19 protein-coding genes are annotated in these 24,600 nt (G+C 52.3%); 9 read left to right on the top strand and 10 right to left on the bottom strand.

Going from position 1 to position 24,600, the window contains the following annotated elements; genetic code table 11:
- Window positions 1–23 precede the first annotated feature (23 nt).
- Both FD428_RS13390 and FD428_RS13385 read left to right on the top strand, forming a co-directional pair.
- Window positions 24–572 carry a YcbK family protein gene (locus FD428_RS13390; protein ID WP_012132998.1) on the top strand — a complete coding sequence of 183 codons (549 nt, stop codon included), beginning with the start codon at window positions 24–26 and terminating at the stop codon, window positions 570–572.
- 28 nt (window positions 573–600) lie between these two features.
- A complete protein-coding gene (locus FD428_RS13385) occupies window positions 601–1,248 on the top strand; it encodes an MBL fold metallo-hydrolase (protein ID WP_114848416.1) in 648 nt (215 codons plus the stop codon).
- A gap of 74 nt (window positions 1,249–1,322) precedes the next feature.
- Here the strand turns inward: FD428_RS13385 and aspC are convergent, their stop codons facing one another.
- From aspC to pncB, 4 genes are all read right to left on the bottom strand, one after another.
- A complete protein-coding gene (gene aspC / locus FD428_RS13380) occupies window positions 1,323–2,513 on the bottom strand; it encodes an aspartate transaminase (RefSeq protein WP_049009177.1) in 1,191 nt (396 codons plus the stop codon).
- A gap of 184 nt (window positions 2,514–2,697) precedes the next feature.
- On the bottom strand, window positions 2,698–3,816 hold the full coding sequence (ompF, locus tag FD428_RS13375) for a porin OmpF (RefSeq protein WP_047457749.1): 1,119 nt from the start codon (window positions 3,814–3,816) through the stop codon (window positions 2,698–2,700).
- 595 nt (window positions 3,817–4,411) lie between these two features.
- Window positions 4,412–5,812, bottom strand: coding sequence for an asparagine--tRNA ligase (gene asnS, locus FD428_RS13370; RefSeq protein WP_114848414.1), 1,401 nt, complete (start codon window positions 5,810–5,812; stop codon window positions 4,412–4,414).
- Between the two features lie 215 nt (window positions 5,813–6,027).
- On the bottom strand, window positions 6,028–7,230 hold the full coding sequence (gene pncB / locus FD428_RS13365; RefSeq protein ID WP_071258278.1) for a nicotinate phosphoribosyltransferase: 1,203 nt from the start codon (window positions 7,228–7,230) through the stop codon (window positions 6,028–6,030).
- A 685-nt stretch (window positions 7,231–7,915) separates the two neighbouring features.
- Here pncB and FD428_RS13360 point away from each other — a divergent pair.
- A complete protein-coding gene (locus tag FD428_RS13360; RefSeq protein ID WP_012132987.1) occupies window positions 7,916–8,923 on the top strand; it encodes a Stealth CR1 domain-containing protein in 1,008 nt (335 codons plus the stop codon).
- 214 nt (window positions 8,924–9,137) lie between these two features.
- Window positions 9,138–11,750, top strand: a complete 2,613-nt coding sequence (pepN, locus tag FD428_RS13355) for an aminopeptidase N (RefSeq protein WP_058668969.1) — start codon at window positions 9,138–9,140, stop codon at window positions 11,748–11,750.
- Between the two features lie 72 nt (window positions 11,751–11,822).
- Here pepN and ssuB read toward each other — a convergent pair whose 3' ends face one another.
- The 5 genes from ssuB to ssuE are packed head-to-tail and all read right to left on the bottom strand — an operon-like array spanning window position 11,823 to window position 16,074.
- Window positions 11,823–12,590: an aliphatic sulfonates ABC transporter ATP-binding protein gene (gene ssuB, locus FD428_RS13350; RefSeq protein WP_104868832.1), complete on the bottom strand. Its 768-nt coding sequence runs from the start codon at window positions 12,588–12,590 to the stop codon at window positions 11,823–11,825.
- Window positions 12,587–13,378: an aliphatic sulfonate ABC transporter permease SsuC gene (gene ssuC / locus FD428_RS13345; RefSeq protein ID WP_012132983.1), complete on the bottom strand. Its 792-nt coding sequence runs from the start codon at window positions 13,376–13,378 to the stop codon at window positions 12,587–12,589. The genes ssuB and ssuC overlap by 4 nt, the downstream gene beginning before the upstream one ends.
- A gap of 11 nt (window positions 13,379–13,389) precedes the next feature.
- The gene (ssuD, locus tag FD428_RS13340; protein ID WP_114848413.1) at window positions 13,390–14,535 is read right to left on the bottom strand and encodes an FMNH2-dependent alkanesulfonate monooxygenase; all 1,146 of its coding nucleotides are present in this window, start codon (window positions 14,533–14,535) and stop codon (window positions 13,390–13,392) included.
- Window positions 14,532–15,506 carry a sulfonate ABC transporter substrate-binding protein gene (locus FD428_RS13335; protein WP_012132981.1) on the bottom strand — a complete coding sequence of 325 codons (975 nt, stop codon included), beginning with the start codon at window positions 15,504–15,506 and terminating at the stop codon, window positions 14,532–14,534. Before FD428_RS13335 ends, ssuD begins: the two co-directional genes overlap by 4 nt.
- A complete protein-coding gene (ssuE, locus tag FD428_RS13330) occupies window positions 15,499–16,074 on the bottom strand; it encodes an NADPH-dependent FMN reductase (protein WP_012132980.1) in 576 nt (191 codons plus the stop codon). Before ssuE ends, FD428_RS13335 begins: the two co-directional genes overlap by 8 nt.
- A 243-nt stretch (window positions 16,075–16,317) precedes the next feature.
- Between ssuE and pyrD the strand changes: the two genes are divergently transcribed.
- Together pyrD and zapC are read left to right on the top strand one after the other, a co-directional pair.
- A complete protein-coding gene (pyrD, locus tag FD428_RS13320; RefSeq protein ID WP_047457733.1) occupies window positions 16,318–17,328 on the top strand; it encodes a quinone-dependent dihydroorotate dehydrogenase in 1,011 nt (336 codons plus the stop codon).
- Window positions 17,329–17,498: 170 nt separating this feature from the next.
- A complete protein-coding gene (zapC, locus tag FD428_RS13315; protein ID WP_024130474.1) occupies window positions 17,499–18,041 on the top strand; it encodes a cell division protein ZapC in 543 nt (180 codons plus the stop codon).
- Here the strand turns inward: zapC and FD428_RS13310 are convergent.
- Complete coding sequence (locus tag FD428_RS13310; RefSeq protein ID WP_049009867.1) at window positions 18,038–19,147, bottom strand: YcbX family protein; 1,110 nt, start codon at window positions 19,145–19,147, stop codon at window positions 18,038–18,040. The two genes, zapC and FD428_RS13310, sit on opposite strands and share 4 nt — an antisense overlap.
- A gap of 153 nt (window positions 19,148–19,300) precedes the next feature.
- On the opposite strand from FD428_RS13310, the gene rlmKL reads away from it, so the two are divergent.
- Genes rlmKL through pqiA form a run of 3 tightly spaced genes read left to right on the top strand, consistent with a single transcriptional unit; the run spans window position 19,301 to window position 24,597 of the window.
- On the top strand, window positions 19,301–21,409 hold the full coding sequence (gene rlmKL, locus FD428_RS13305; protein WP_047457726.1) for a bifunctional 23S rRNA (guanine(2069)-N(7))-methyltransferase RlmK/23S rRNA (guanine(2445)-N(2))-methyltransferase RlmL: 2,109 nt from the start codon (window positions 19,301–19,303) through the stop codon (window positions 21,407–21,409).
- 12 nt (window positions 21,410–21,421) lie between these two features.
- Window positions 21,422–23,329: an ABC transporter ATP-binding protein gene (locus FD428_RS13300; protein WP_024130472.1), complete on the top strand. Its 1,908-nt coding sequence runs from the start codon at window positions 21,422–21,424 to the stop codon at window positions 23,327–23,329.
- A gap of 14 nt (window positions 23,330–23,343) precedes the next feature.
- Window positions 23,344–24,597 carry a membrane integrity-associated transporter subunit PqiA gene (pqiA, locus tag FD428_RS13295; protein WP_024130471.1) on the top strand — a complete coding sequence of 418 codons (1,254 nt, stop codon included), beginning with the start codon at window positions 23,344–23,346 and terminating at the stop codon, window positions 24,595–24,597.
- Window positions 24,598–24,600: the final 3 nt, after the last annotated feature.

Here is a 24,600-nt window from a genome sequence, read left to right as displayed (position 1 = left end):
ATTTACCTGTAGACCTGATTATCATGGACAAATTTGACGCTAATCGCCGCAAGTTGCTGGCGTTTGGTGGCGTTGCTCTCGGCGCCGCCATCTTGCCTACGCCAGCATTTGCCACACTCTCCACCCCACGTCCGCGTATTTTGACACTGAACAACCTCCATACCGGAGAGTCAATTAAAGCGGAGTTTTTCGACGGAAGAGCCTATATTCAGGATGAATTAGCAAAACTAAACCATTTTTTCCGTGATTTTCGCGCGAATAAAGTGAAAGCCATCGACCCAGGATTGTTCGATCAGCTCTTCCGCCTGCAAGGCCTTTTAGGCACCCGTAAGCCCGTACAGCTCATCTCGGGTTACCGCTCACTGGATACCAATAACGAACTGCGTGCGCACAGTCGTGGAGTGGCGAAAAAAAGCTACCACACGAAAGGGCAGGCGATGGATTTCCATATTGAAGGCGTTTCGTTAAGTAATATTCGCAAAGCTGCGTTATCTATGCGCGCAGGTGGTGTAGGATACTACCCACGCAGTAACTTTGTGCATATTGACACCGGGCCGGCACGGCACTGGTGATCCGCAGACTTAACGAAACAGGAGCAGTATGAACTATCGTATTATTCCGGTCACCGCATTCTCCCAGAACTGTTCATTGATCTGGTGTGAGCAAACCCGTCTGGCCGCGCTGGTCGATCCCGGCGGCGACGCACAGACCATCAAACAGGAAGTGGACGCCAGCGGCGTGACGTTGATGCAGATCCTGCTTACGCACGGTCATCTCGATCATGTTGGCGTGGCGGCGGAACTGGCGAAGCATTATGGCGTGCCAGTGATCGGCCCGGAAAAAGAAGATGAGTTCTGGCTACAGGGTTTACCGGCGCAAAGTCGCATGTTTGGTCTGGAAGAGTGTCAGCCGTTGACGCCTGACCGTTGGCTGAATGAGGGAGATCGTATTAGCGTAGGGAATGTGACTTTACAGGTGTTGCATTGTCCTGGGCATACGCCGGGCCATATTGTCTTCTTTGATGAGTCTTCACGGCTACTGATTTCCGGTGACGTGATCTTCAAAGGCGGCGTTGGGCGCAGCGATTTCCCGCGTGGCGATCACGCTCAGCTGATTGATTCGATCAAGCGTAAATTATTGCCGTTGGGCGATGATGTGACGTTTATTTCGGGTCATGGGCCGATGTCGACGCTTGGTCATGAGCGACTGCATAACCCGTTCCTGCAAGATGAAATGCCGGTCTGGTAAATTTCTTGTCCGGCCTGCAATGGGAAACCACTGTAGGCCGGGTAAGCGCCAGGCACTACCTGGCGCTATGATACTTACAGTACGGCGACAATGGCTTCGCACAGCGGAGCCATGTTATCCGGCGTCATTCCAGCCACGTTGACGCGACCAGAAGCCACCGCATATACGCCAAACTCTTCACGCAGACGCAGTACCTGCTCTTTCGTCAGGCCGCTGAATGAGAACATGCCATTCTGTTTGGTGATAAAGCTGAAATCGCGATCTGCGCCTTTTTCCTGCAACGTATTGACGAACAACAGACGCATGCGCTGAATACGCTGGCGCATATCGGTCAGTTCTTGTTCCCAGATAGCACGCAGGGCATCATTGCTCAGGATAGTCGCTACAACGGATGCGCCGTGTGCCGGAGGGTTAGAGTAGTTGGCGCGAATGGCGGATTTCATCTGGCTGAATGCGCGGTCAACGGTTTCCGCATCTGTGGCAACCAGCGTACAGGCACCGACACGCTCGTTATACAGGCCAAAGTTTTTAGAGTAGGAACTGGCGACGATCAGCTCTTTATGCAGCGCTGCGAACGCACGCAGACCTTCCGCGTCCTCTTCCAGACCGCGAGCAAAACCCTGATAGGCGAAGTCAAACAGCGGCAGCCAGCCTTTTTCGACAGAAAGCTGAGCCAGCGTTTGCCACTGTTCCAGCGTCGGATCGATACCGGTTGGGTTATGGCAGCAGCCATGGAACAGAACGACGTCACCAGCCTGCGCGTTATTGAGGCTTGCCAGCAAGGCATCGAAATCAAGCGCGTGGTTTTCTGCATCGTAATAAGCGTATTCGCACACTTCCAGACCGGCGGAATTAAACACGCCCTTATGGTTTGGCCAGCTTGGATTACTTACCCACACGCGTTTTACCGCCGTATTTTTTGCCAGGAAGTCCGCGGCAACACGGAGCGCGCCAGTACCGCCTGGCGTTTGCGCGGTGCGAGCGCGTTTGTCATTGATCAGCGCGCTACCTTTGCCAAACAGTAATTCCTGCGTGCAACGGCCGAATTCTGGAATACCATCAATACCGAGATAGTTTTTGGTGGTTTCATTTTCCAGTAAATACTGCTCGGCTTTTTTAACGCTGGTTAACACCGGCGTTTTGCCTGTCTCATCTTTATAGACACCGATACCAAGGTTAATTTTTCCGGGACGGTCATCGACACGAAACAGATCGGCCAGGCCCAGAATAGGGTCGGCAGGGGCGGCGGTAATGTTCTCAAACATGACGAGGTTCCATTGTGGTTACAGAAGGGAAATCCGTAATCAGGTTAACGGCAGATTTACAAAATGCCAACTGTTAGTGACAAAAAGCCTGAGTGTTTTTTTAAGACGCCAGATTTTGCTGGCAGACATAAAAAAACAGGACCGAAGTCCTGTTTTTTAGGCATTTAACAAAGAGGTCTGCTGATTAGAACTGGTAAACGATACCTACAGCAACCGTGTCGTCAGAGCCTACGCCCAGTTTGTTGTCAGAATCAATCTGGTTGATGATGTAGTCAACATAGGTGGACATGTTTTTGTTGAAGTAGTAAGTCGCGCCAACTTCTACGTAGTTGACCAGATCTTCGCTACCCACGCCTTCAACGTTTTTGGCTTTGGACTTGGTGTAAGCGATGGACGGACGCAGACCGAAGTCGAACTGATACTGAGCAACTAACAGGATGTCCTGAGTTTTGTTGGCGAAGCCGCCGTCGATAGCCGTGGCGTTACGGGTTTCACCGTAGTTGGCTGCCAGGTAGATATTGTTGGCGTCGTATTTCAGACCAGTAGCCCACTGCTCAGCGGTTTTACCACGACCAGCAAGGCGAGAATCTTGCTGAGCGTTGGTGCGGTCAGCGGCACCGTAAGCACCAACGATACCAAAGCCTTCGAATTCATAGCTCAGAGATGCACCCCAGCCGTCGCCGTTAGAGCGCTGTACGTCGCTGAAGTTACTGGAATCGTCTGCGTTAACAACGTAGTTGCTTGCGCGCTCGTTTTTGCCCAGATACTGAACGCCGAAGTTCAGGCCGTCAACCAGACCGAAGAAGTTGGAGTTACGGTAGGTTGCCACACCGCCAACACGGCCAACGAAGAAGTTATCGCTGTATGCAGTGTCACCACCAAATTCTGGCAGCATATCGGTGTAGCCCAGTGCATCGTAAACGATACCGTAGTTACGACCGTAGTCCAGAGAACCCGCATCGCCGAGTTTCAGACCCGCGAATGCCAGACGGGTTTTGTTGCCTTTCTGAGAGTCAGAACCACCTTCGGATCTGTTACCGCTGAACTGGTATTCCCACTGGCCGTAACCGGTCAGTTGATCGTTAATCTGGGTTTCACCTTTAAAACCCAGACGTGCATAGGTCTGGTCGCCATCACCGCCGTAGCTGTTTTTGCCGTTGTCTTTAGAGAAGTAGTGCAGACCTACCGCTTTACCGTAGAGGTCCAGTTTATTGCCATCTTTGTTATACACTTCGGCTGCGTTTGCGGCGCCAGCTGCCAGCAGGGCAGGGATTACCACTGCCAGGATATTACGCTTCATCATTATTTATTACCCTCATTGGTTTTTATATGACACCTGCCACTGCCGCCAATAAATTCTGTCAATAAAAATTTACGGAACTATTGATGAGAGTTTGGTGTCTTTATGTGTCTGACAAGCATCTTTCCATTCAAACCACCGTTTCGCTACCGTGAAAGTGCTACAAAGATAAAGAATTAGTTTCAAAAAGAAAAAATATGTAACTAAATATTTTATTTTTGACGCTTTGTGAACGACTTCAAATTTCAGGCCAATTTCAGCCACCATTTCCCATTTTTATTTCTATTTATATGATTTCCTTATGTTTAATTTTTCTAAACATAGCACTTACTGCAAATGTGATTGAACGAGGGTGTGATTGATAACTTTTTTCAGACGTCTGGAATGCCGTGCGATTGATTAAAAATTATGCTATCAGGTGAGGAAAAACTAATCCGCAATGATCGGAGGGATTATTTTTTGTACTGAGATGTTGCAATGAAATATCAGGTAACAGGAAGGGAGAACTGAGGGGCTTGTTTTTAGATTTGTTTACTTCTTATCCATAAAACTTGACATTCTGAGAGAGAAAAAGGCCAGCAAAGCTGGCCTTTTAAAATCAGAAACTGGCGTTACGTGGAGTACGCGGGAACGGAATCACATCACGAACGTTTTGCACGCCAGTGACATAAGCGATCAGACGTTCGAAGCCGAGACCGAAACCTGAATGCGGAACAGTACCGTAGCGGCGCAGATCGCGATACCACCAGTAATCTTCTTTATTCAGGCCCATTTCCGCCATACGGGCATCCAGTACGTCCAGACGCTCTTCACGCTGGGAACCCCCAATGATTTCACCAATGCCCGGCGCCAGAACATCCATTGCCGCCACGGTTTTACCGTCTTCGTTAAGGCGCATATAAAACGCTTTAATGTCTTTCGGGTAGTTTTTCACTACCACTGGCGCTTTAAAGTGCTCTTCTGCCAGATAGCGTTCGTGCTCAGAGGAGAGATCCACACCCCAGTAAACCGGGTTTTCGAATTTCCTACCGCAGTTTTCCAGAATTGTGACCGCATCGGTGTAATCAACCTGGGCGAAGTCCGCATCAATAAAATGTTCCAGACGAGAAATCGCATCTTTATCGACACGCTCGGCGAAGAATTTCATATCATCCGCGCGTTCAGCCAGTACGGCTTTGAAGACATATTTCAGCATCGCTTCGGCAAGGCCAGCTACGTCATTCAGGTTGGCAAAGGCGACTTCCGGCTCCAGCATCCAGAACTCAGCCAGGTGGCGGCTGGTGTTGGAGTTTTCTGCACGGAATGTAGGGCCAAAGGTATAGATTTTGGACAGGGCGCACGCATAGGTTTCGCCGTTCAACTGGCCGGATACGGTCAGGAAGGACTCTTTACCGAAGAAGTCTTTATCAAAATCGACTTTGCCCTGGTCGTTACGCGGCAGGTTTTCCAGATCCAATGTTGATACACGGAACATTTCACCCGCGCCTTCGGTATCGGAGGCGGTAATCAACGGCGTCGAAACCCAGAAGAAACCCTGCTCGTCAAAGAAACGGTGCAGCGCTTGCGCCAGCGTATGGCGCACACGCGCGACTGCGCCAATCATATTGGTGCGCGGACGCAGGTGCGCGACTTCACGCAGATATTCGATACTGTGGCGTTTTGCCGCCATCGGATAGGTATCAGGATCTTCAACCCAACCGGTTACTTCAACCGTGGTGGCCTGAATTTCAAAACTTTGCCCTTGTCCCGGAGACGCAACGACTTTACCCGTGACGATAACCGAGCAGCCGGTTGTCAGACGCAATACGTCTTCATTGTAATTGGGCAGAGAATTATTAATGACAGCCTGTACAGGATCAAAGCAGGAACCGTCATAAACGGCGAGGAAGGAGATGCCAGCTTTTGAATCTCGGCGGGTACGCACCCATCCGCGCACGGTGACTTCGCTGTCAACGGCTACGCGGCCCTGGAGTACGTCGGCTACAGGCACAACGCTCATAATATTCTCTCTGTTAATAGTCGGAAAAAATAAACACTTGTCCACCCTGCTTGGGGGGATACCTATGTTACCTGGCATCTGCAATCAGACAAGCAGAATTCGCAGCTGGAACGAAAGATTTCGGAAATAAACATGAAAAGGGAAGCAAAGTCGCGATAAGACGCGCTTTCTGTCGACCGGATAGCGGCGCAAGCGCGTTATCCGGCCAACAATGATTAACTGGCTTTCTTTATATGAGGAAGGTCAAAAGCTTTACGTAATGCACGCACAAAAGCTTTGTCATGACAGATTGTTTTCCCCGGGCTGTCTGACAATTTGGCGACCGGTTTGCCGTTACATTCCACCAGCTTGATGACAATATTGAGCGGCTTCACCTGCGGGATATCGCAGGTCAGACGGGTGCCAATACCAAAGCTCAACTGCACGCGTGAAGAGAAGTGACGATAGAGATCGACTGCTTTCTTCAGATCGAGGTTATCTGAGAAGACCAGCGTCTTACTCAGCGGGTCAATGCCCAGCTTCTGGTAATGGGCGATGGCTTTTTCACCCCATTCAACCGGATCGCCAGAATCGTGGCGTAAGCCCTGATAACGCGTGGCAAATTCGGTGCCGAAGTCGCGTAAGAAAGCGTCCATCGTGATGCAGTCCGTCAGCGCGATACCGAGCTGGTTAGGGTATTCATTCAGCCAGGCGGCGAGAGCTGCGCGCTGGCTGGTCGCCAGATCCGGGCTGATTTGCTGATGTGCCTGGAACCATTCATGCGCCTGAGTGCCCATAGGCGTAAGCGACAGCCGACGGGCGAGATCGTAGTTACTGGTGCCGACAAACCACGGTTCCTGCTGAAGGCGTTTGACGATGGCCTGCTGCACTTCGCGAGAGAAACGGCGACGGGTGCCGAAATCCATCAGATGGAAGCGGGACATATCGAGATCGGCGGTTAATGCAGAGAAATCGACGAGTTTACTTTCCAGCGCATCAAGCGCCTGCGCCACACCCATTTCCGGCGAGCGGTAACGGTGCACCAGTTCGCTGATCACCGCCAACAGCGGGACTTCCCACATGATGACTTCGCGCCACGGACCGGTTAAGCGGATGTTTAGCTTCCCGTTATCGTTGGTCACGCAGACCTGTTCCGGGTTATAGCGGAAGTCACGTAACCAGTTGAGATAATCAGCTTTAAAGAAGGGCAGGCCGGAGAGCCACTGGAACTCGTCCTCCTGAAGTTGCAGGTGTTGCATTGCATTCACCTGCTCGCGAATAGCGTCGGCGTAAATACCGAGCAGGTCGTCACCACGGCAACGAAATTCAGCCGCTACATGCACATCATAGTAGTGGTGAAAAACGGCTTGCTGCATATGCAACTTATAAGCGTCTGTATCCAGCAACGAGTGCAGAACAGGAGAAGCGAATTGTGTCATAGGTGCGCAGTAGCATCCTCTCACGGGAGCGTTTAGTACAATAAACAACTAAGAAAACCGCTGGAGTATACCTTGTTTAGCGATTTATTGAACCCCGATCACAACATAAGCTGTCTTTGCGGTCGAGTGCATTTCGTGCCGCGTGTTATGAAAATGTAGAACGTATGCTATTAACTCTTTGAATTTAATCACTGTTAGCCCCCGATGCCGCGCCCCGAGGGGCTGGTGGAGACAATGTTCATCCCGCCCCCAATAATCAAATTGATCAGATCGTGAAATATCGACGCGTAAGAATCATCTCATCGTTTATTTTTTCTTCAAAAATCATTCTGCATTACCGGATAACAGGGCGATTCTATGACTTCTGTCCTTGATTTCATCTGAATCCGTCATGTATCATTTTCGCGATAAAGTATCGCAGAGCCTGTTCGAACCCAGGAAAACCCTCTATTACCTGGGCTTATCAATATTGAATCTTTATTCTCAAAGGCTTAAAGGGTATGAAAACGTGCCCGGCTGATGCTTTTATTACCTGATTATTTATGCGCGACTCACCGCTCCGGCGAGTTCATCGTCAGGCAATTTAACCGTGCTCATCTTGTTTGCCTTTGCCTTGATGGGGTTAAAAATAGCCTTTCGGACTTGTTATATTTTATGAGCGCAATGATTATTTGAGATAAAAACGATGAGTGATATTGATTTTGTTGTTTTATGGGTTGATTCAACCGATGTAGCCTGGCAAGAAAAGTTTACTGAGTTCAAAGGAAAAGGTAGCCACGGTGAGAGAGCCGTCCACCCTGCGCGGTTCAGGGATATGGGTATCTTTAAATATTGGTTCAGATGTGTCGAAAAATATGCGCCATGGGTCAGAAAAGTACATTTGGTTACCTGTGGACAAATTCCGTCATGGATCAATGTAGAACATGAAAAATTGAACATTGTTTTTCATGATGAGTTTATTCCGTCTGAATATTTACCAACGTTTAACTCTAATACGATAGAGCTAAATCTTCATCGGATAAAAGATCTCAGTAATAAATTTGTTTTATTTAATGACGATACGTTCATTACCTCTCCTTTGCGGGAAGATTTTTATTTTGATAATGGCTATCCTAATGACTTCCTCATCATAAAAAAACAATCACCTAAAAATAAAGACGAGATCATAATGAGGTCGTCAGAATTTCTTAATGTCAGTGTTTTAAATACGCATATTAATAAAAAAACAATAATCAAAGAAAACAGACGTAAATACTATAGCTTACGTTATAAAAAAGGTCTGTTGAAAAATTTTATGAACCGCCGTGCAAGTTATTTTGAAGGCTTCTACGGTAAGCATCTTCCGCAGCCATTCCTGAAAAGTACATTCACTGAGATATGGCAGGCCGAAGAGGAGTTGTTGAAAAAATCATCAAGCAAAAGGTTCAGAGAGCCATTATGTTTAACGCAGTATTTATTCAGGTACTGGCAACTGGCCCACGGTAACTTTAATCCTAAGAACCCGGAAGGGCGTGGAGTATATTTCAATTTGTCGTCCAGTAACATAAACGAGGCCATCAAGACGCTGTCAAATGGCACCGCGCAGGCCTGTTTTAATGACACTGAAAAGTTACACGATTTTGAAAAGGTAACGACTACGCTAAGAAATGCCTTTGAAATGAGGCTTGGTCATAAATCAAGTTTTGAGATTTAAGCCTGTGGTTCTCATTGTACTGGCGATGTGACGTTTTCATTTGGCTGGCGGGCGCCTGAACGGCCTCCGTGATTTTAAACGTGATGCCTTTATGTTATAAAAATGTAGCAAAAAGAGTGTTTGTGTCTGAAAAGATGAACATTCTGCATAGCGCGATTTCGACAACAGGAATAGACTGGAGTCGGGACTCTACAAAAGATGCTAAAGGTTTTTTATGACACAACAGCCACAAGCCAAATACCGTCACGACTACCGTGCCCCGGATTACCAGATTACTGACATTGATTTGACCTTTGACCTGGATGCTGAGAAAACCGTCGTTACAGCACTGAGTCAGGCTGTCCGTCATGGCGCATCTGACGCGCCCCTTCGCCTGAGCGGTGAAGATCTGCGACTGGTATCCCTCCATGTAAACGATGCGCCGTGGACTGACTACAAAGAAGAAGAGGGCGAGCTGGTGATCGGCAGCCTGCCCGAGCGCTTTACTCTGCGCATTGTGAATGAGATCAGCCCGGCGGCGAACACGGCGCTGGAAGGCCTGTACCAGTCAGGCGACGCGCTGTGTACGCAGTGTGAAGCGGAAGGTTTCCGCCACATAACCTGGTATCTCGACCGCCCGGATGTGCTGGCGCGTTTTACCACCAAAATCATCGCCGATAAATCCAGATATCCGTTCCTGCTTTCCAACGGCAACCGTATTGCGCAGGGTGAACTGGATAATGGCCGTCACTGGGTGCAGTGGCAGGATCCGTTCCCGAAACCCTGCTACCTGTTTGCGCTGGTGGCGGGCGATTTCGATGTACTGCGCGATACCTTCATCACGCGTTCTGGCCGGGAGGTGGCGCTGGAACTGTACGTTGATCGCGGCAATCTGGACCGTGCGCCGTGGGCGATGACCTCGCTGAAAAATTCCATGAAATGGGATGAAGAGCGTTTCGGCCTGGAGTATGACCTCGACATCTACATGATCGTGGCGGTGGACTTCTTCAATATGGGCGCGATGGAGAATAAAGGTTTGAACGTCTTTAACTCCAAATATGTGCTGGCCCGCACCGATACGGCGACCGACAAAGATTATCTCGACATTGAGCGCGTTATTGGTCACGAATATTTCCACAACTGGACGGGTAACCGCGTTACCTGTCGCGACTGGTTCCAGTTGAGTCTGAAAGAAGGCCTGACCGTTTTCCGCGACCAGGAATTCAGTTCCGATCTCGGCTCCCGCGCGGTGAACCGCATCAGCAACGTGCGCACCATGCGCGGTCTGCAATTTGCTGAGGACGCGAGCCCAATGGCGCATCCTATCCGCCCGGATAAGGTCATTGAGATGAACAACTTCTACACCCTGACCGTCTACGAGAAGGGCGCGGAAGTGATTCGCATGATCCACACGCTGCTGGGCGAAACGAATTTCCAGAAAGGGATGCAGCTTTATTTTGAGCGTCATGACGGCAGCGCCGCTACCTGTGATGACTTTGTGCAGGCGATGGAGGATGCGTCGAATGTCGATTTGTCTCACTTCCGCCGCTGGTACAGCCAGTCCGGCACGCCGGTTGTCAGCGTACGGGACGACTATAACCCGGAAACGGAACAGTACACGTTGACCATTAGTCAGCGTACGCCTGCGACGGCGGATCAGGCAGAAAAGCAAGCGCTGCATATTCCGTTCGCGATTGAGCTGTACGACAACGAAGGCAACGTTATTCCGTTGCAGAAGGGCGGTCATCCGGTCAATTCCGTGTTGAACGTGACCCAGGCGGAGCAAACCTTTGTCTTTGACAATGTGTATTTCCAGCCGGTGCCAGCACTGCTGTGCGAATTCTCCGCGCCGGTGAAACTGGAGTACAAATGGAGCGATCAACAACTGACGTTCCTGATGCGTCATTCGCGCAATGACTTCTCACGTTGGGACGCGGCGCAAAGCCTGTTGGCGACGTATATTAAGCTGAACGTTGCGCGCCACCAGCAGGGGCAGCCGCTGTCGCTGCCGGTACATGTGGCGGATGCCTTCCGGGCGGTTCTGCTGGATGAGAAAATCGATCCGGCGCTGGCGGCGGAAATTCTGACGTTGCCTTCGGTGAATGAGATCGCGGAACTGTTCGAGATCATCGATCCGCTGGCGATTGCCGAAGTCCGCGAAGCGTTGACCCGCACTCTGGCGGCGGAACTGGCAGACGAGTTCCTGGCAATCTATAACGCGAATCATCTTGATGAGTACCGTGTTGAACACGCCGACATTGGCAAGCGTACGCTACGCAATGCCTGCCTGCGCTTCCTGGCCTTTGGTGAAACCCACCTGGCGGATACGCTGGTGAGCAAGCAGTACCATGAAGCCAATAATATGACCGATGCGCTGGCGGCGCTGTCGGCGGCGGTCGCGGCGCAATTGCCGTGCCGTGACGCGTTGATGCAGGAGTATGATGATAAGTGGCATCAGGACGGACTGGTCATGGATAAATGGTTTATCCTGCAATCCACCAGCCCGGCGGATAACGTGCTGGAAACGGTGCGTGGCCTCCTGAAGCATCGTTCTTTCAGTATGAGCAACCCGAACCGTATTCGTTCGTTGATTGGCGCATTTGCCGGGAGCAATCCGGCGGCGTTTCATGCTGAAGACGGCAGCGGCTATCAGTTCCTGGTCGAAATGCTGACGGACCTCAACAGCCGTAACCCACAGGTGGCATCACGCCTGATTGAACCGCTGATTCGTCTGAAACGTTACGATGCGAAGCGCCAGGAAAAAATGCGCGCCGCGCTGGAGCAACTGAAAGGGCTGGAAAACCTCTCTGGCGATCTGTTCGAGAAGATTACCAAAGCGTTAGCCTGATAATATTGCCGGATGCGTCCGGCCTACCATTTACGTGTAGGCCGGATAAGCAACAGTGCCATCCGGCATTTTTTAACCGTGCTTGCGTAGCAGAGCCTCATTTTCGCCACGTTGCATCACCCGACCCAACACTTCCGCTTCCAGTTCCGCTAAACGTACCGTCCCCAGGCGGCGCGGCCTTGCGATATCCACCGTCAAGTCCAGACCAATTTTCCCGTCCTCGATCAACAGAACCCGATCGGCCATCGCCACGGCCTCGCTGACGTCATGCGTGACCAGTAGCACTGTAAAACCGTGTTCTTGCCATAACGAGACGATCAAATCCTGCATTTCCAGCCGGGTCAGGGCATCCAGCGCGCCGAGAGGTTCATCCAGCAGCAGTAATCCCGGCCGGTGGATCAGCGCGCGGGCCAGCGCGACACGCTGTTTCTGCCCGCCGGACAGCGCCGCAGGCCACTCCGCAGCCCGGTTTTCGAGACCGACCGCCGCCAGCGCCTGACGCGCCGCATCCCGCCAGCCGCCTTTCAGACCCAATCCAACATTATCGATCACCGACTTCCACGGCAGCAGGCGCGCATCCTGGAACATCATACGCGTGTCGTCCTGGATCTCGGCCAGCGGCGTTGTTCCGGCAAGCAATTCGCCAGCCGTAGGGGATTCCAGACCGGCCAGCAGACGCAGCAGCGTACTTTTCCCGCCACCGCTGCGTCCAACCACCGCCACAAATTGCCCGGCGGGAATATGCAGATCCAACTGGTTCAGCACCGTGTTGTCAGCATATTGTTTGGTTACCGCGTTGAGCAGTAGCGGCGTTCCCTGATTAAGACGAGCGGTATTCATACGGTTGCCTCTTTCGTGTAATAAGCAGGATTCCAGCGCAGCCAGACGCGCTCTAACAGCTGCGCGCTGACGTCGGCGAGTTTACCGAGCAGGGCATACAAAATAATCGCGACCACGACGATGTCCGTTTGCAGGAATTCCCTGGCGTTCATCGCCAGATAGCCGATCCCGGCGTTCGCCGAAATGGTTTCCGCCACAATCAGCGTCAGCCACATCAACCCGAGCGCAAAACGGACGCCAACCATAATAGAGGGCAGGGCGCCGGGGAGGATCACATGCACAAACAGCGGGAAGCCGGATAAGCCATAGCTGCGAGCCATCTCCACCAGACCCCGATCGATATTACGAATCCCATGCCAGGTATTGATATAAATCGGAAACAGCGTTCCCAGCGCCACGAGAAAAATCTTCGCGCTTTCATCAATCCCGAACCATAAAATCACCAGCGGGATCAGCGCCAGGTGCGGCACGTTACGCAGCATTTGTACTGAAGTATCCAGCAGACGTTCTCCCCACCGCGACAAACCGCTGATCAGCCCCAGCGTCAGACCGATAGAACCGCCAATTGAAAAGCCGATGAAAGCGCGCCACGAACTAATGGCCAGGTGCTGCCAGAGTTCGCCGCTGGCGGAGAGTGTCCAGAATGCCGCGATCACCCCTTCGGGAGAGGGGAGTATGCGGGTTGACAACCAGCCCATCGAAGAGGCTATTTGCCAGACCGCCACGATGCCCACCGGTAAAAACCAGGGGGCAACGCGCAATAACCATTTGTTTGTGGGCGTTGCCATTGGCGTACTCCTTAACTCTGCGCGGCTTTACGGGGGATAAATTCATTGGCAACCGCTTCGCCTTGCTGATGCAGAGGCTGCGGCTGCGGAATTTCCGGGATGGCGACGTCCAGATGCGGGAACAGCAGTTCGCCCACGTTGTAGGCTTCTTCCAGATGCGGATAACCGGAGAGCACAAAACTGTCGATACCCAGCGCCGCGTACTCATTAATACGTGCGGCGACGGTCGGGCCATCACCCACCAGGGCGGTTCCCGCGCCGCCGCGCACCAGCCCGACGCCTGCCCACAAGTTAGGGCTGATCTCCAGTTGATCACGCTTACCGTTATGCAGCGCGGCCATCCGGTGCTGACCGACAGAATCCGTTCTGGCGAATGCGGCTTGTGCTTTGGCGATCGTATCGTCATCCAGGTGAGCAATCAGGCGATCGGCCGCACGCCAGGCCTCTTCATTGGTTTCACGCACAATGACGTGCAGGCGGATGCCGAAACGGATTTTACGCCCGCGAGCCGCCGCTTTGGCGCGTACCTGTTCAATTTTCTCTTTTACCTGCGCAGGCGGTTCGCCCCAGGTAAGATAGAGATCGACCTGCTCAGCGGCGAGATCCTGTGCGACATCCGATGAACCGCCAAAATAGAGCGGTGGATACGGTTGCTGAATGGCAGGGAAGAACAGTTTTGCGCCACGAACATGAATATGTTTACCGTTGAAGTCCACCGTCTCGCCTTGCAGCAGGCGTCGCCATACCTGCGTAAATTCGGATGAGGCTTCATAGCGTTCGGTGTGGTCAAGGAAGACGCCGTCACCGGCCAGCTCCTGCGGATCGCTACCGGTAACCAGATTAAACAGCGCGCGGCCATTGGAGAGTCTGTCCAGCGTTGCGGCCTGACGGGCGGCAACCGTTGGCGACGTGACGCTTGGGCGCAGGGCGACCAGGAATTTCAGTCGCTGTGTGACCGGAATCATTGAGGCGGCAACCAGCCAGGCGTCTTCGCAGGAACGCCCGGTTGGGATCAATACGCCTGTAAAGCCCAGGCGGTCCGCCGTTTGCGCGATTTGTTGCAGGTAACTGTGATCGACCGGGCGCGAGCCTGCTTCGGTTCCCAGATAATGCCCGTCACCGTGGGTAGGTAAAAACCAGAACATATTCAGGCTCATAATTTTGCTCCTTCTTGTTGAGTGGGCTGCCAGATACGCTGGCGAATATCAATTTTTTTCGGCACCAGACGGTTGTCGTAAAACAGATCGGCGGTTTGCTGCTGCAAGGTTGCGACAGAGGCGCTCACCGGCGTAATGGTGGTTGGCGGGCGATGATCCAGATAGGTGGCAATCACCGGTTCAGGCAATCCCATCGTTTTTGCCAGCAGGGTGATACTTTGTTCACGCTGGCTTATCGTTAACGCATCGGCCTGGCTGAAGGTGTCCAGAACGCCCTGAATGAAGCTGCCGTTCTTTTCGGCATAAGGGCGCGCCGCCAGATAGAACGAACCGGTTTGTTTCAGGTCGGTCCCGTCTTTCAGGACGCGAACGCCACCCTGCAACAGCGCAGCGGAATAGTAAGGGTCCCAGATTGCCCACGCATCGACATTCCCCTGCTGGAATGCGGCGCGGGCGTCTGCTGGCGTCAGGTATGTGGCCTGGATATCGGTAAATTTAAGTCCGGCCTGTTGCAGTGCGCGCAACAGCAGATTGTGCGAACTGGAACCTTTCTGGAAGGCGACTTTGTGTCCTTTCAGATCCGCGACGGTTTTTATCGGACTGTTTTCAGGGACGAGAATGACCTCGGCTTTTGGTTTGGGAGGCTCAACGCCAACATAAACCAGGTCCGCCCCGGCAGCCTGCGCAAAAATAGGGGGGATATCGCCGGTACTGCCGAGATCGATACTGCCGACATTCAATGCCTCCAGCATTTGCGGGCCCGCCGGGAACTCAACCCAGGAGATTTTGGTTTGCGGGTAACGCTTCTCCAGCAGTTGGTGGCTTTTCGCCAGCACCATACTGATGCTGCCTTTCTGATAGCCGATGCGCAGTGCGTCAGGCGCTGACTCTGCCGCGTGTGACCAGGCCGAAAGCGAGAGCAATCCGGCCAGCGCCAGCCATTGAGGACGATGTCTGAAAAATTTAAACATGGGCAACGCCTCGTGGTGAATGAATGACGGGAACCGGCACATCGCGGCGGTGCAACGCTTGCCAGAATGTTTCAAGCGCGCTGTCAAGGCGATGTTGTAAATTAGGGGTGAACTGCGGTTTATGCTGGTAATCAATCACCTGGGAATCGTCGGCAAATACGCCGTGCAGGATCTCTTGTGCTTTCAGCGCGCTCAGCACCGGCTTGAGCGCGTAGTCAACGGCCAGTAAATGGGCGACAGTACCGCCGGTTGCCAGCGGTAATACGGCTTTGCCTTCCAGCGCTCGTTCAGGAAGCAGGTCGAGCAACGTTTTTAACGCCCCGGAATAGGCGGCTTTATAAACCGGCGTTGCGACGATCAGTCCGTCTGCATCCTGTAATTGTTCAATAAATGTTTTTAACGCCGGGCTGTCGAAACGCGCATATAGCAAGTCTTCGGGGTCAAAGTTATGCAAATTCCAGTGGCTGACTTCGACGTCCAGACTGTTCAGTTTTTCCCGGGAATATTCCAGTAACGCACTGGAACGAGAGGGAAAGCGTGGGCTTCCCGCCAGAGTGATGACGCGCATAATCTCAACCTCCCCTTATAACCAATTATTCGATTTTCATTAACATTGATAACAATTTGTGCAGTCTGACAGAGAGATTTTGTTTACCGAAATGATTTATGCGGGATAGAAAAGTTGGAAATTGAATAAAAAGAGGACAACAAGGAAAACGATTGCTATTTATTGCCGCAAGTCAATTCCCTTTTCGCTGGATATCGCACATAATACGCCCCCGGTCTGCACACCGGGAATCCAGGAGAGTTCATGTACTACCCCTTCGTTCGTAAAGCCCTTTTTCAGCTCGATCCAGAGCGCGCTCATGAATTTACGTTTCAGCAATTACGCCGTGTAACAGGCACGCCGCTGGAAGCGCTTGTCCGACAGAAAGTCCCTGCGAAGCCAGTAAGCTGCATGGGGCTGACATTTAAGAATCCGCTCGGCCTTGCTGCGGGTCTGGATAAGGACGGAGAGTGCATCGACGCTCTGGGCGCAATGGGATTCGGATCGATTGAGATCGGAACCGTGACGCCGCGCCCTCAGCCTGGTAACGATAAGCCGCGCCTTTTCCGCCTGGTTGATGCCGAAGGGTTGATCAACCGGATGGGCTTTAATAATTTGGGCGTTGATAACCTGGTAGAGAATGTCAAAAAAGCGCATTTCGACGGTATCCTCGGAATTAATATCGGCAAAAATAAAGATACGCCGGTAGAGAATGGCAAAGATGACTATCTGATTTGTATGGAAAAAATCTATGCATATGCCGGTTATATCGCCATTAATATCTCTTCGCCAAATACCCCAGGGTTACGTACGCTACAATATGGCGAGGCGCTGGATGATTTGCTGACGGCAATTAAAAATAAGCAAAATGATCTCCAGACGATCCACCATAAATATGTTCCGATCGCGGTAAAGATCGCCCCGGATCTTTCTGAGGACGAATTGATCCAGGTGGCCGACAGTTTAGTTCGCCATAATATTGATGGTGTGATTGCGACAAATACGACGCTCGATCGTTCTCTGGTTCAGGGAATGAAAAATTGCGATGAAGCGGGTGGTTTAAGCGGTCGACCATTACAGTTAAAAAGTACAGAAATTATTCGCCGACTGTCCCAGGAATTGAAAGGACAGTTACCGATTATTGGCGTCGGCGGGATAGATTCTGTCATCGCGGCGCGTGAGAAGATGGCTGCTGGCGCTACGCTGGTACAAATTTATTCCGGCTTTATTTTTAAAGGCCCGCAACTGATTAAAGAAATCGTTACCCATATTTGATTCTTTTCTCTCATTATCAGACAACCAGGGCTTTATTTCCGGCCCTGGTTGTTTTATATTCCTTCATTGTTGCTTATTTAAACATTTTAGGCTTTGCTTATTAAGGTAATAAACGAAGCGGTGAAAAAGGACATTTTTGCAACAGGGTGATGGAAACGGGAGAGAGTACAATGCGAATTAAACCTGACGATAACTGGCGCTGGTATTATGATGAAGAGCATGACCGAATGATGCTCGATTTAGCCAATGGCATGTTATTTCGCTCGCGCTTTGCTCGCAAAATGCTCACGCCGGATGCATTTTCGCCGTCTGGTTTTTGTGTCGATGACGCCGCGCTCTATTTCTCTTTTGAAGAAAAATGTCGCGACCTCGAATTATCGAAAGAACAAAAAGCGGAACTGGTGCTCAATGCGCTGGTGGCGATCCGTTATCTGAAACCACAGATGCCAAAAAGCTGGCATTTTGTCGCACACGGCGAGATCTGGACGCCAACGGTGGGTGATGCCGCCTGCGTGTGGCTTAGCGACACCGAAGAGCAGGTGAATTTACTGGTGGTTGAGCCGGGTGAAAACGCGGCGCTGTGCCTGCTGGCCCAGCCCGGTGTCGTCGTGGCTGGACGCACTATGCAGCTCGGCGATGCGATTAAGATCATGAACGACAGACTGAAGCCGCAACAGCGACTCGCCAGCTTCAGCCTTGAACAAGCGGTTTAATTTCCCAGCCTGAGCGCGGTTTTTGGCACGCAGCTACAGCTAAGAATCGTTCCGTCATCGTTAATCGCTGATTTTTTCAGCGGACTCACTTCGCCTTCCAGCAGCGTTATCCGGCAACTGCCGCAGATCCCGGCCCGACATGAATAAGGGATGCGGATACCCTGATTCTCCAGTTGTTCAAGCAGCACCTGTTGGTTATTCCCACGAAAGGTTTGCCCCTGCCAGTCGATAGTGACTGTTGTATCAGGCTGTTTTTCCGGCGCCACCGCATCATCAGAATTTGCGGCGCCATAAGGTTTGGCGGGGGCGGTTGCGAGAATGTCAACCTCATCGCCTACGCGAATGACGCCGCTGTTACGCGCAATCAGGTTCTGCCCGAAATCAACATCGCCGTTGTCCTGCGCCGTGCGAAAGGTTTGCAAGGTTGCCAGCGGCTCACCCGTTGGGTGCTTTTGCCCTTTCTCAGGGCTGACGGTGGTGAAAATACAACGGCTGCACGGTTTTGCGACATCAAAGATGACGTCGCCGATACGAATGACTTTCCAGGTGTCTTCTTCCCAGGGCGCCGCGCCGGAAACGACCAGATTGGGACGAAACTGTTCTATTTTCACGCCAGCCGGGCAACGCTGCTGTAAGTCGCGCAGTGAGGCTTCGTTGGCCAGCAGAAAGGGATAACCATCGGCAAATGACAACGGCACGTCGTCGCGGCGTTTGACTCTACGCGTAAGTTGGGGGCCGACCCAGCGTAATTGCACGTCACGGGAAAAGAATCCGCTTAACCACTGATTTATCGCGTCCGGGGCGATACGGGCAGTAAAATGGTTTCCCCAGACTTCGGTTGGCGCATCCTGCGCGGCGAAATCAGCAAAGCGCACCACCACGCTGCTGCCATCCGGGGCGCTAAGATGTAATCCGTCGTGTAGCGGAGAAGGCGTAAAGCGCACCATTTGCGGAAACTGGCGGGCGGTAATAAAGGTGCCATCAGGTTCAGTAACCATAAAGATACGATCGAAAGCCAAGCCACTGATGTCTGCCAGCGCATGCGTCAGGCCGATGCCGCGCATCGATTTGACCGGATGAATAAAAAGCCGGGTTAACGTCACCACTGTACAGCCCTCGAACGAAAATAAGCTTTCAATCTTATGACATGAGCGCCAGATTAGCTATATAAGCCCCATCCTTCACGCTTGTCGCTGCGAGGCAACGCGAAAGATTTTGTGTATAATGCGCAGCAATTTTCTTAGAGTAAAAGTGACAATATGAATTCTCTGTTTGCCAGTACGGCCCGCGGGCTGGAAGAGCTGTTAAAAACTGAACTTGAAAACCTGGGCGCTGCGGATTGCCAGGTGGTTCAGGGTGGTGTCCATTTTCAGGGCGACACGCGGCTTGTGTACCAGAGTTTAATGTGGAGCCGCCTGGCCTCGCGCATTATGCTGCCGATGGGAGAGTGCAAGGTCTACAGCGATTTAGACCTGTACCTCGGCGTGCAGGCAATCAACTGGACAGAGATTTTTAATCCAGATGCCACCTTTGCCGTGCATTTTAGTGGGCTGAACGACACCATTCGCAACAGCCAGTATGGTGCGATGAAAGTAAAGGATGCGATTGTTGATGCGTTCACGCGTAAAAACCTGCCGCGTCCTAATGTCGATCGTGAATCTCCAGATATTCGCGTTAACGTCTGGCTGAACAAAGACACTGCCAGCATTGCCCTCGATCTGAGCGGCGATGGTCTGCACCTGCGCGGCTATCGCGATCGTACCGGTCTGGCGCCAATTAAAGAGACGCTGGCGGCGGCCATCGTGATGCGTTCCGGCTGGCAGCCGGGAACGCCGCTGCTCGACCCGATGTGTGGTTCCGGTACGCTGCTGATCGAGGCTGCAATGTGGGCGACCGATCGCGCGCCGGGTCTGCATCGTGGTCACTGGGGCTTTAGCGGCTGGGCGCAGCATGATGAGGCTATCTGGCAGGAAGTCAAAGCAGAAGCGCAAACCCGCGCCCGTAAAGGGCTTGCGGAATATAGCTCGCATTTTTATGGTTCTGACAGCGATGCCCGCGTGATTGAACGTGCGCGCAGCAACGCCCGTCGCGCAGGCATTGGTGAGTTGATTACCTTCGAGGTAAGAGATGTCGCCCAACTGAGCAATCCGCTGCCGAAAGGGCCGTACGGTACGGTAATCAGCAACCCGCCGTATGGTGAGCGTCTGGACAGCGAACCGGCGCTGATTGCGCTGCACAGCCTGCTGGGGCGCACCATGAAAAATCAGTTCGGCGGCTGGAGCCTGTCGCTGTTCAGCGCCTCGCCGGATCTGCTGAACTGCCTGCAACTGCGCGCGGATAAGCAATTCAAAGCCAAAAACGGCCCGCTGGACTGCGTGCAGAAAAACTATCATCTGGCGGAAAAAACGCCAGACAGCAAGCCTGCGACGGTGGCGGAAGATTACGCCAACCGCCTGCGAAAAAATATTAAGAAGCTGGAGAAATGGGCGCGCCAGGAAGGGATCGAATGCTATCGCCTGTATGATGCCGATCTGCCGGAATACAATGTGGCGGTCGATCGCTACGGCGAGTGGGTGGTGATTCAGGAATATGCGCCGCCGAAAACGGTTGATGCGCAGAAAGCGCGTCAGCGTCTGTTCGACATCATCGCCGCCACGCTGTTGGTACTGGAGATTGCGCCGAATAAACTGGTGTTAAAAACTCGTGAGCGCCAGAAAGGCAAAAGCCAGTATCAAAAGATGAACGAGAAAGGTGAGTTCATTGAAGTCAGCGAATATAACGCGCGTTTATGGGTTAACCTGACCGACTATCTTGATACCGGTCTGTTCCTCGATCACCGTATTGCGCGCCGGATGCTGGGTCAGATGAGCAAAGGCAAAGATTTCCTTAACCTGTTCTCCTATACCGGCAGCGCCAGCGTACATGCGGGGCTGGGCGGCGCACGCAGCACCACTACGGTGGACATGTCGCGTACCTATCTGGAGTGGGCTGAACGCAACCTGCGTCTGAACGGGCTGAGCGGCCGTGCGCACCGCCTGATTCAGGCCGACTGCCTGGGCTGGCTGCGTGAGGCGAATGAACAGTTCGATCTGATTTTTATCGATCCGCCGACGTTCTCCAACTCAAAACGGATGGACGAGTCGTTTGATGTGCAGCGCGATCACCTGGTGTTAATGAAAGATCTGAAACGTCTGCTGCGCAAAGGCGGCACGATCATGTTCTCCAACAACAAACGCGGATTCCGTATGGATCTGGACGGCCTGGCGGCGCTGGGACTGAAAGCACAAGAAATTACGCAAAAAACGCTTTCTCAGGACTTTGCCCGTAATCGTCAGATCCACAACTGCTGGCTGATTACCGCAGCCTGAAAGGAAAAGTAAATGTCATTAATCAGTATGCATGGCGCATGGCTGTCGTTTAGCGACGCGCCGCTTCTCGATAACGCAGAGCTGCATATCGAGGATAACGAACGCGTGTGCCTGGTGGGCCGTAATGGCGCCGGGAAGTCAACGCTGATGAAGATCCTCAACCGCGAACAGGGACTGGATGACGGACGCATCATTTATGAGCAGGATCTGATCGTCGCGCGTCTGCAACAGGATCCGCCGCGTAATGTCGAAGGCAGCGTTTATGATTTTGTTGCGGAAGGGATCGAGGAGCAGGCTGAATATCTGAAACGTTACCACGATATTTCCCGCCTGGTGATGACCGACCCCAGCGATAAAAATCTCAATGAGATGGCGCGGGTGCAGGAACAGCTAGACCACCACAACCTGTGGCAACTGGAAAACCGTATTAATGAAGTGCTGGCGCAGCTTGGACTCGATCCTAACGCGGCGCTCTCTTCGCTTTCCGGCGGCTGGCTGCGTAAAGCGGCGCTGGGCAGGGCGTTGGTCAGCAACCCTCGCGTATTGTTGCTGGATGAGCCGACCAACCACCTGGATATTGAAACGATCGACTGGCTGGAAACGTTCCTGAAATCTTTCAACGGGACGATTATTTTCATTTCTCACGACCGTTCATTTATTCGCAATATGGCTACCCGCATTGTCGATCTCGATCGCGGCAAACTGGTTTCTTATCCGGGAGATTACGATCAGTATCTGCTGGAGAAAGAAGAAGCCCTGCGCGTGGAAGAGTTACAGAATGCCGAGTTCGATCGCAAACTGGCGCAGGAAGAAGTCTGGATCCGCCAGGGTATTAAAGCGCGCCGTACCCGCAATGAAGGTCGCGTACGCGCCCTGAAAGCGATGCGCCGCGAGCGTAGCGAACGCCGTGAAGTGATGGGGACGGCGAAGATGCAGGTCGAAGAAGCGGCCCGCTCCGGCAAGATTGTTTTCGAGATGGAAAACGTCAGCTATCAGGTTGACGGCAAGCAGCTGGTAAACGATTTCTCCGCGCAGGTGCAGCGTGCCGACAAGATTGCTTTAATTGGCCCTAACGGCTGCGGGAAAACCACGTTGCTGAAACTGATGCTGGGTCAGCTTCAGGCGGACAGCGGACGTATTCATGTCGGCACGAAGCTGGAAGTGGCTTATTTCGATCAGCATCGCGCGGAACTGGATCCCGATAAAACCGTAATGGATAACCTTGCTGAAGGTAAGCAAGAGGTGCTGGTTAACGGTAAGCCGCGTCATGTGCTGGGCTATCTTCAGGACTTCCTGTTCCATCCCAAGCGCGCCATGACGCCGGTTCGCGCCCTGTCTGGCGGAGAACGTAACCGCCTCTTACTGGCGCGTTTGTTCCTGAAACCCAGCAATTTGCTGATTCTTGATGAACCGACCAACGATCTGGACGTTGAAACGCTGGAACTGCTGGAAGAGTTGATTGACGGCTATCAGGGAACTGTCCTGCTGGTGAGCCATGACCGTCAGTTTGTGGATAACACCGTGACCGAGTGCTGGATCTTCGAGGGCGGCGGTAAGATTGGTCGCTATGTCGGCGGATATCATGATGCGCGTGGTCAGCAGGAACAGCATCTGGCGTTTAAACAACCCGTCGTCAAGAAAACTGAGGAAGTGGTTGCCCCGAAAGCAGAAATTGTAAAGCGCGGCAGTAACAAACTAAGCTATAAACTGCAACGCGAACTGGAACAGCTCCCCCAGTTACTGGAAGAGCTGGAGGCCAAACTGGAAGCGTTGCAGGCGCAGGTGGCGGATGCCGCCTTTTTCAGCCAACCGCATGATCATACGCAAAAAGTTCTGGCCGATTTGAGTCACGCAGAGCAGGAACTTGAACAAGCCTTTGAGCGCTGGGAGTATCTTGAAGCCTTGAAGAATGGCGCATAATTAAAGGAGCGCATATGTGCGAACATCATCATGCTGCTAAGCACATTTTATGCTCGCAATGTGACATGCTGGTGGCGTTGCCCCACCTTGAGCATGGGCAGAAAGCGGCATGTCCAAGATGTGGCACAACGCTGACGACCGAGTGGGACGCGCCAAGGCAGCGTCCTACCGCCTATTCGTTAGTGGCGTTGTTTATGCTGCTGCTTTCCAATCTTTTCCCTTTCGTAAATATGAACGTCGCGGGTGTGAGGAGCGAAGTTACGCTGCTTGAAATCCCCGGCGTCATGTTTTCGGAAAATTACGCCAGCCTTGGCACCTTCTTTTTGCTGTTTGTCCAGCTGGTTCCGGCTTTTTGTCTGGTGACGATATTATTGCTTGTGAATCGCGTCGAATTGCCGCTACGTGTGAAAAAGGTTCTGGCGCGCGTGCTGTTCCAGCTAAAAACCTGGGGGATGGCGGAGATCTTCCTCGCAGGCGTGCTGGTCAGTTTTGTTAAGCTGATGGCTTACGGGGATATCGGAGTTGGAAGCAGTTTTATTCCGTGGTGTTTTTTCTGCATCCTGCAATTGCGCGCGTTTCAGTGCGTCGATCGCCGTTGGTTATGGGACGATATTACGCCGATGCCTGTGCTGGCGCAGCCGCTGAAACCTGGCGTTACCGGCATCCGCCAGGGACTGCGTTCCTGCTCCTGTTGTACGGCCATTCTCCCGGAGAATGAATTAGTGTGTCCGCGCTGTCATGCAAAGGGTCATGTGCGACGCAAAAACAGCCTGCAATGGACGCTGGCCCTGTTATTTACGTCGATCATGCTTTATCTGCCCGCGAATATCATGCCGATCATGATCACCGATTTATTGGGATCAAAGATGCCTTCTACGATCCTCGCCGGGGTCGTTTTGCTCTGGAGTGAAGGGTCTTATCCGGTGGCGGCGGTTATTTTTATTGCCAGTATTATGGTGCCAACGCTAAAAATGATTGCGATTGCCTGGCTGTGCTGGGATGCGAAAGGGCATGGCAAACGCGACAGTGAAAGAATGCACCTGATTTATGAGGTGGTGGAATTTGTTGGCCGCTGGTCAATGATTGATGTGTTTGTAATTGCCGTACTCTCTGCGCTGGTGCGCATGGGGGGGTTAATGAATATTTATCCAGCGATGGGTGCATTGATGTTTGCTTTAGTCGTCATTATGACAATGTTTTCTGCGATGACCTTTGATCCGCGTCTGTCGTGGGATCGTGAACCTGAACCAGGCCATGAGGAGTCCTGACAG

Origin of the sequence: Citrobacter sp. TBCP-5362 (assembly GCF_005406305.1) — a bacterium.
Classification (GTDB): Bacteria; Pseudomonadota; Gammaproteobacteria; order Enterobacterales; family Enterobacteriaceae; genus Citrobacter_B; species Citrobacter_B koseri.
This window is presented reverse-complemented; position numbering and strand designations above follow the sequence as displayed.

Bases quoted from the DNA above. Each gene is read 5' to 3' on its own strand.
- FD428_RS13385 (WP_114848416.1), top strand. From the start codon at position 601: ATGAACTATCGTATTATTCCGGTCACCGCATTCTCCCAGAACTGTTCA.
- pqiA (WP_024130471.1), top strand. From the start codon at position 23,344: ATGTGCGAACATCATCATGCTGCTAAGCACATTTTATGCTCGCAATGT.
- ompF (WP_047457749.1), bottom strand. From the start codon at position 3,816: ATGATGAAGCGTAATATCCTGGCAGTGGTAATCCCTGCCCTGCTGGCA.
- FD428_RS13300 (WP_024130472.1), top strand. From the start codon at position 21,422: ATGTCATTAATCAGTATGCATGGCGCATGGCTGTCGTTTAGCGACGCG.
- ssuB (WP_104868832.1), bottom strand. From the start codon at position 12,590: ATGAATACCGCTCGTCTTAATCAGGGAACGCCGCTACTGCTCAACGCG.
- rlmKL (WP_047457726.1), top strand. From the start codon at position 19,301: ATGAATTCTCTGTTTGCCAGTACGGCCCGCGGGCTGGAAGAGCTGTTA.
- ssuC (WP_012132983.1), bottom strand. From the start codon at position 13,378: ATGGCAACGCCCACAAACAAATGGTTATTGCGCGTTGCCCCCTGGTTT.
- FD428_RS13335 (WP_012132981.1), bottom strand. From the start codon at position 15,506: ATGTTTAAATTTTTCAGACATCGTCCTCAATGGCTGGCGCTGGCCGGA.
- ssuE (WP_012132980.1), bottom strand. From the start codon at position 16,074: ATGCGCGTCATCACTCTGGCGGGAAGCCCACGCTTTCCCTCTCGTTCC.
- pyrD (WP_047457733.1), top strand. From the start codon at position 16,318: ATGTACTACCCCTTCGTTCGTAAAGCCCTTTTTCAGCTCGATCCAGAG.
- pepN (WP_058668969.1), top strand. From the start codon at position 9,138: ATGACACAACAGCCACAAGCCAAATACCGTCACGACTACCGTGCCCCG.
- ssuD (WP_114848413.1), bottom strand. From the start codon at position 14,535: ATGAGCCTGAATATGTTCTGGTTTTTACCTACCCACGGTGACGGGCAT.
- asnS (WP_114848414.1), bottom strand. From the start codon at position 5,812: ATGAGCGTTGTGCCTGTAGCCGACGTACTCCAGGGCCGCGTAGCCGTT.
- aspC (WP_049009177.1), bottom strand. From the start codon at position 2,513: ATGTTTGAGAACATTACCGCCGCCCCTGCCGACCCTATTCTGGGCCTG.
- pncB (WP_071258278.1), bottom strand. From the start codon at position 7,230: ATGACACAATTCGCTTCTCCTGTTCTGCACTCGTTGCTGGATACAGAC.
- FD428_RS13360 (WP_012132987.1), top strand. From the start codon at position 7,916: ATGAGTGATATTGATTTTGTTGTTTTATGGGTTGATTCAACCGATGTA.
- zapC (WP_024130474.1), top strand. From the start codon at position 17,499: ATGCGAATTAAACCTGACGATAACTGGCGCTGGTATTATGATGAAGAG.
- FD428_RS13390 (WP_012132998.1), top strand. From the start codon at position 24: ATGGACAAATTTGACGCTAATCGCCGCAAGTTGCTGGCGTTTGGTGGC.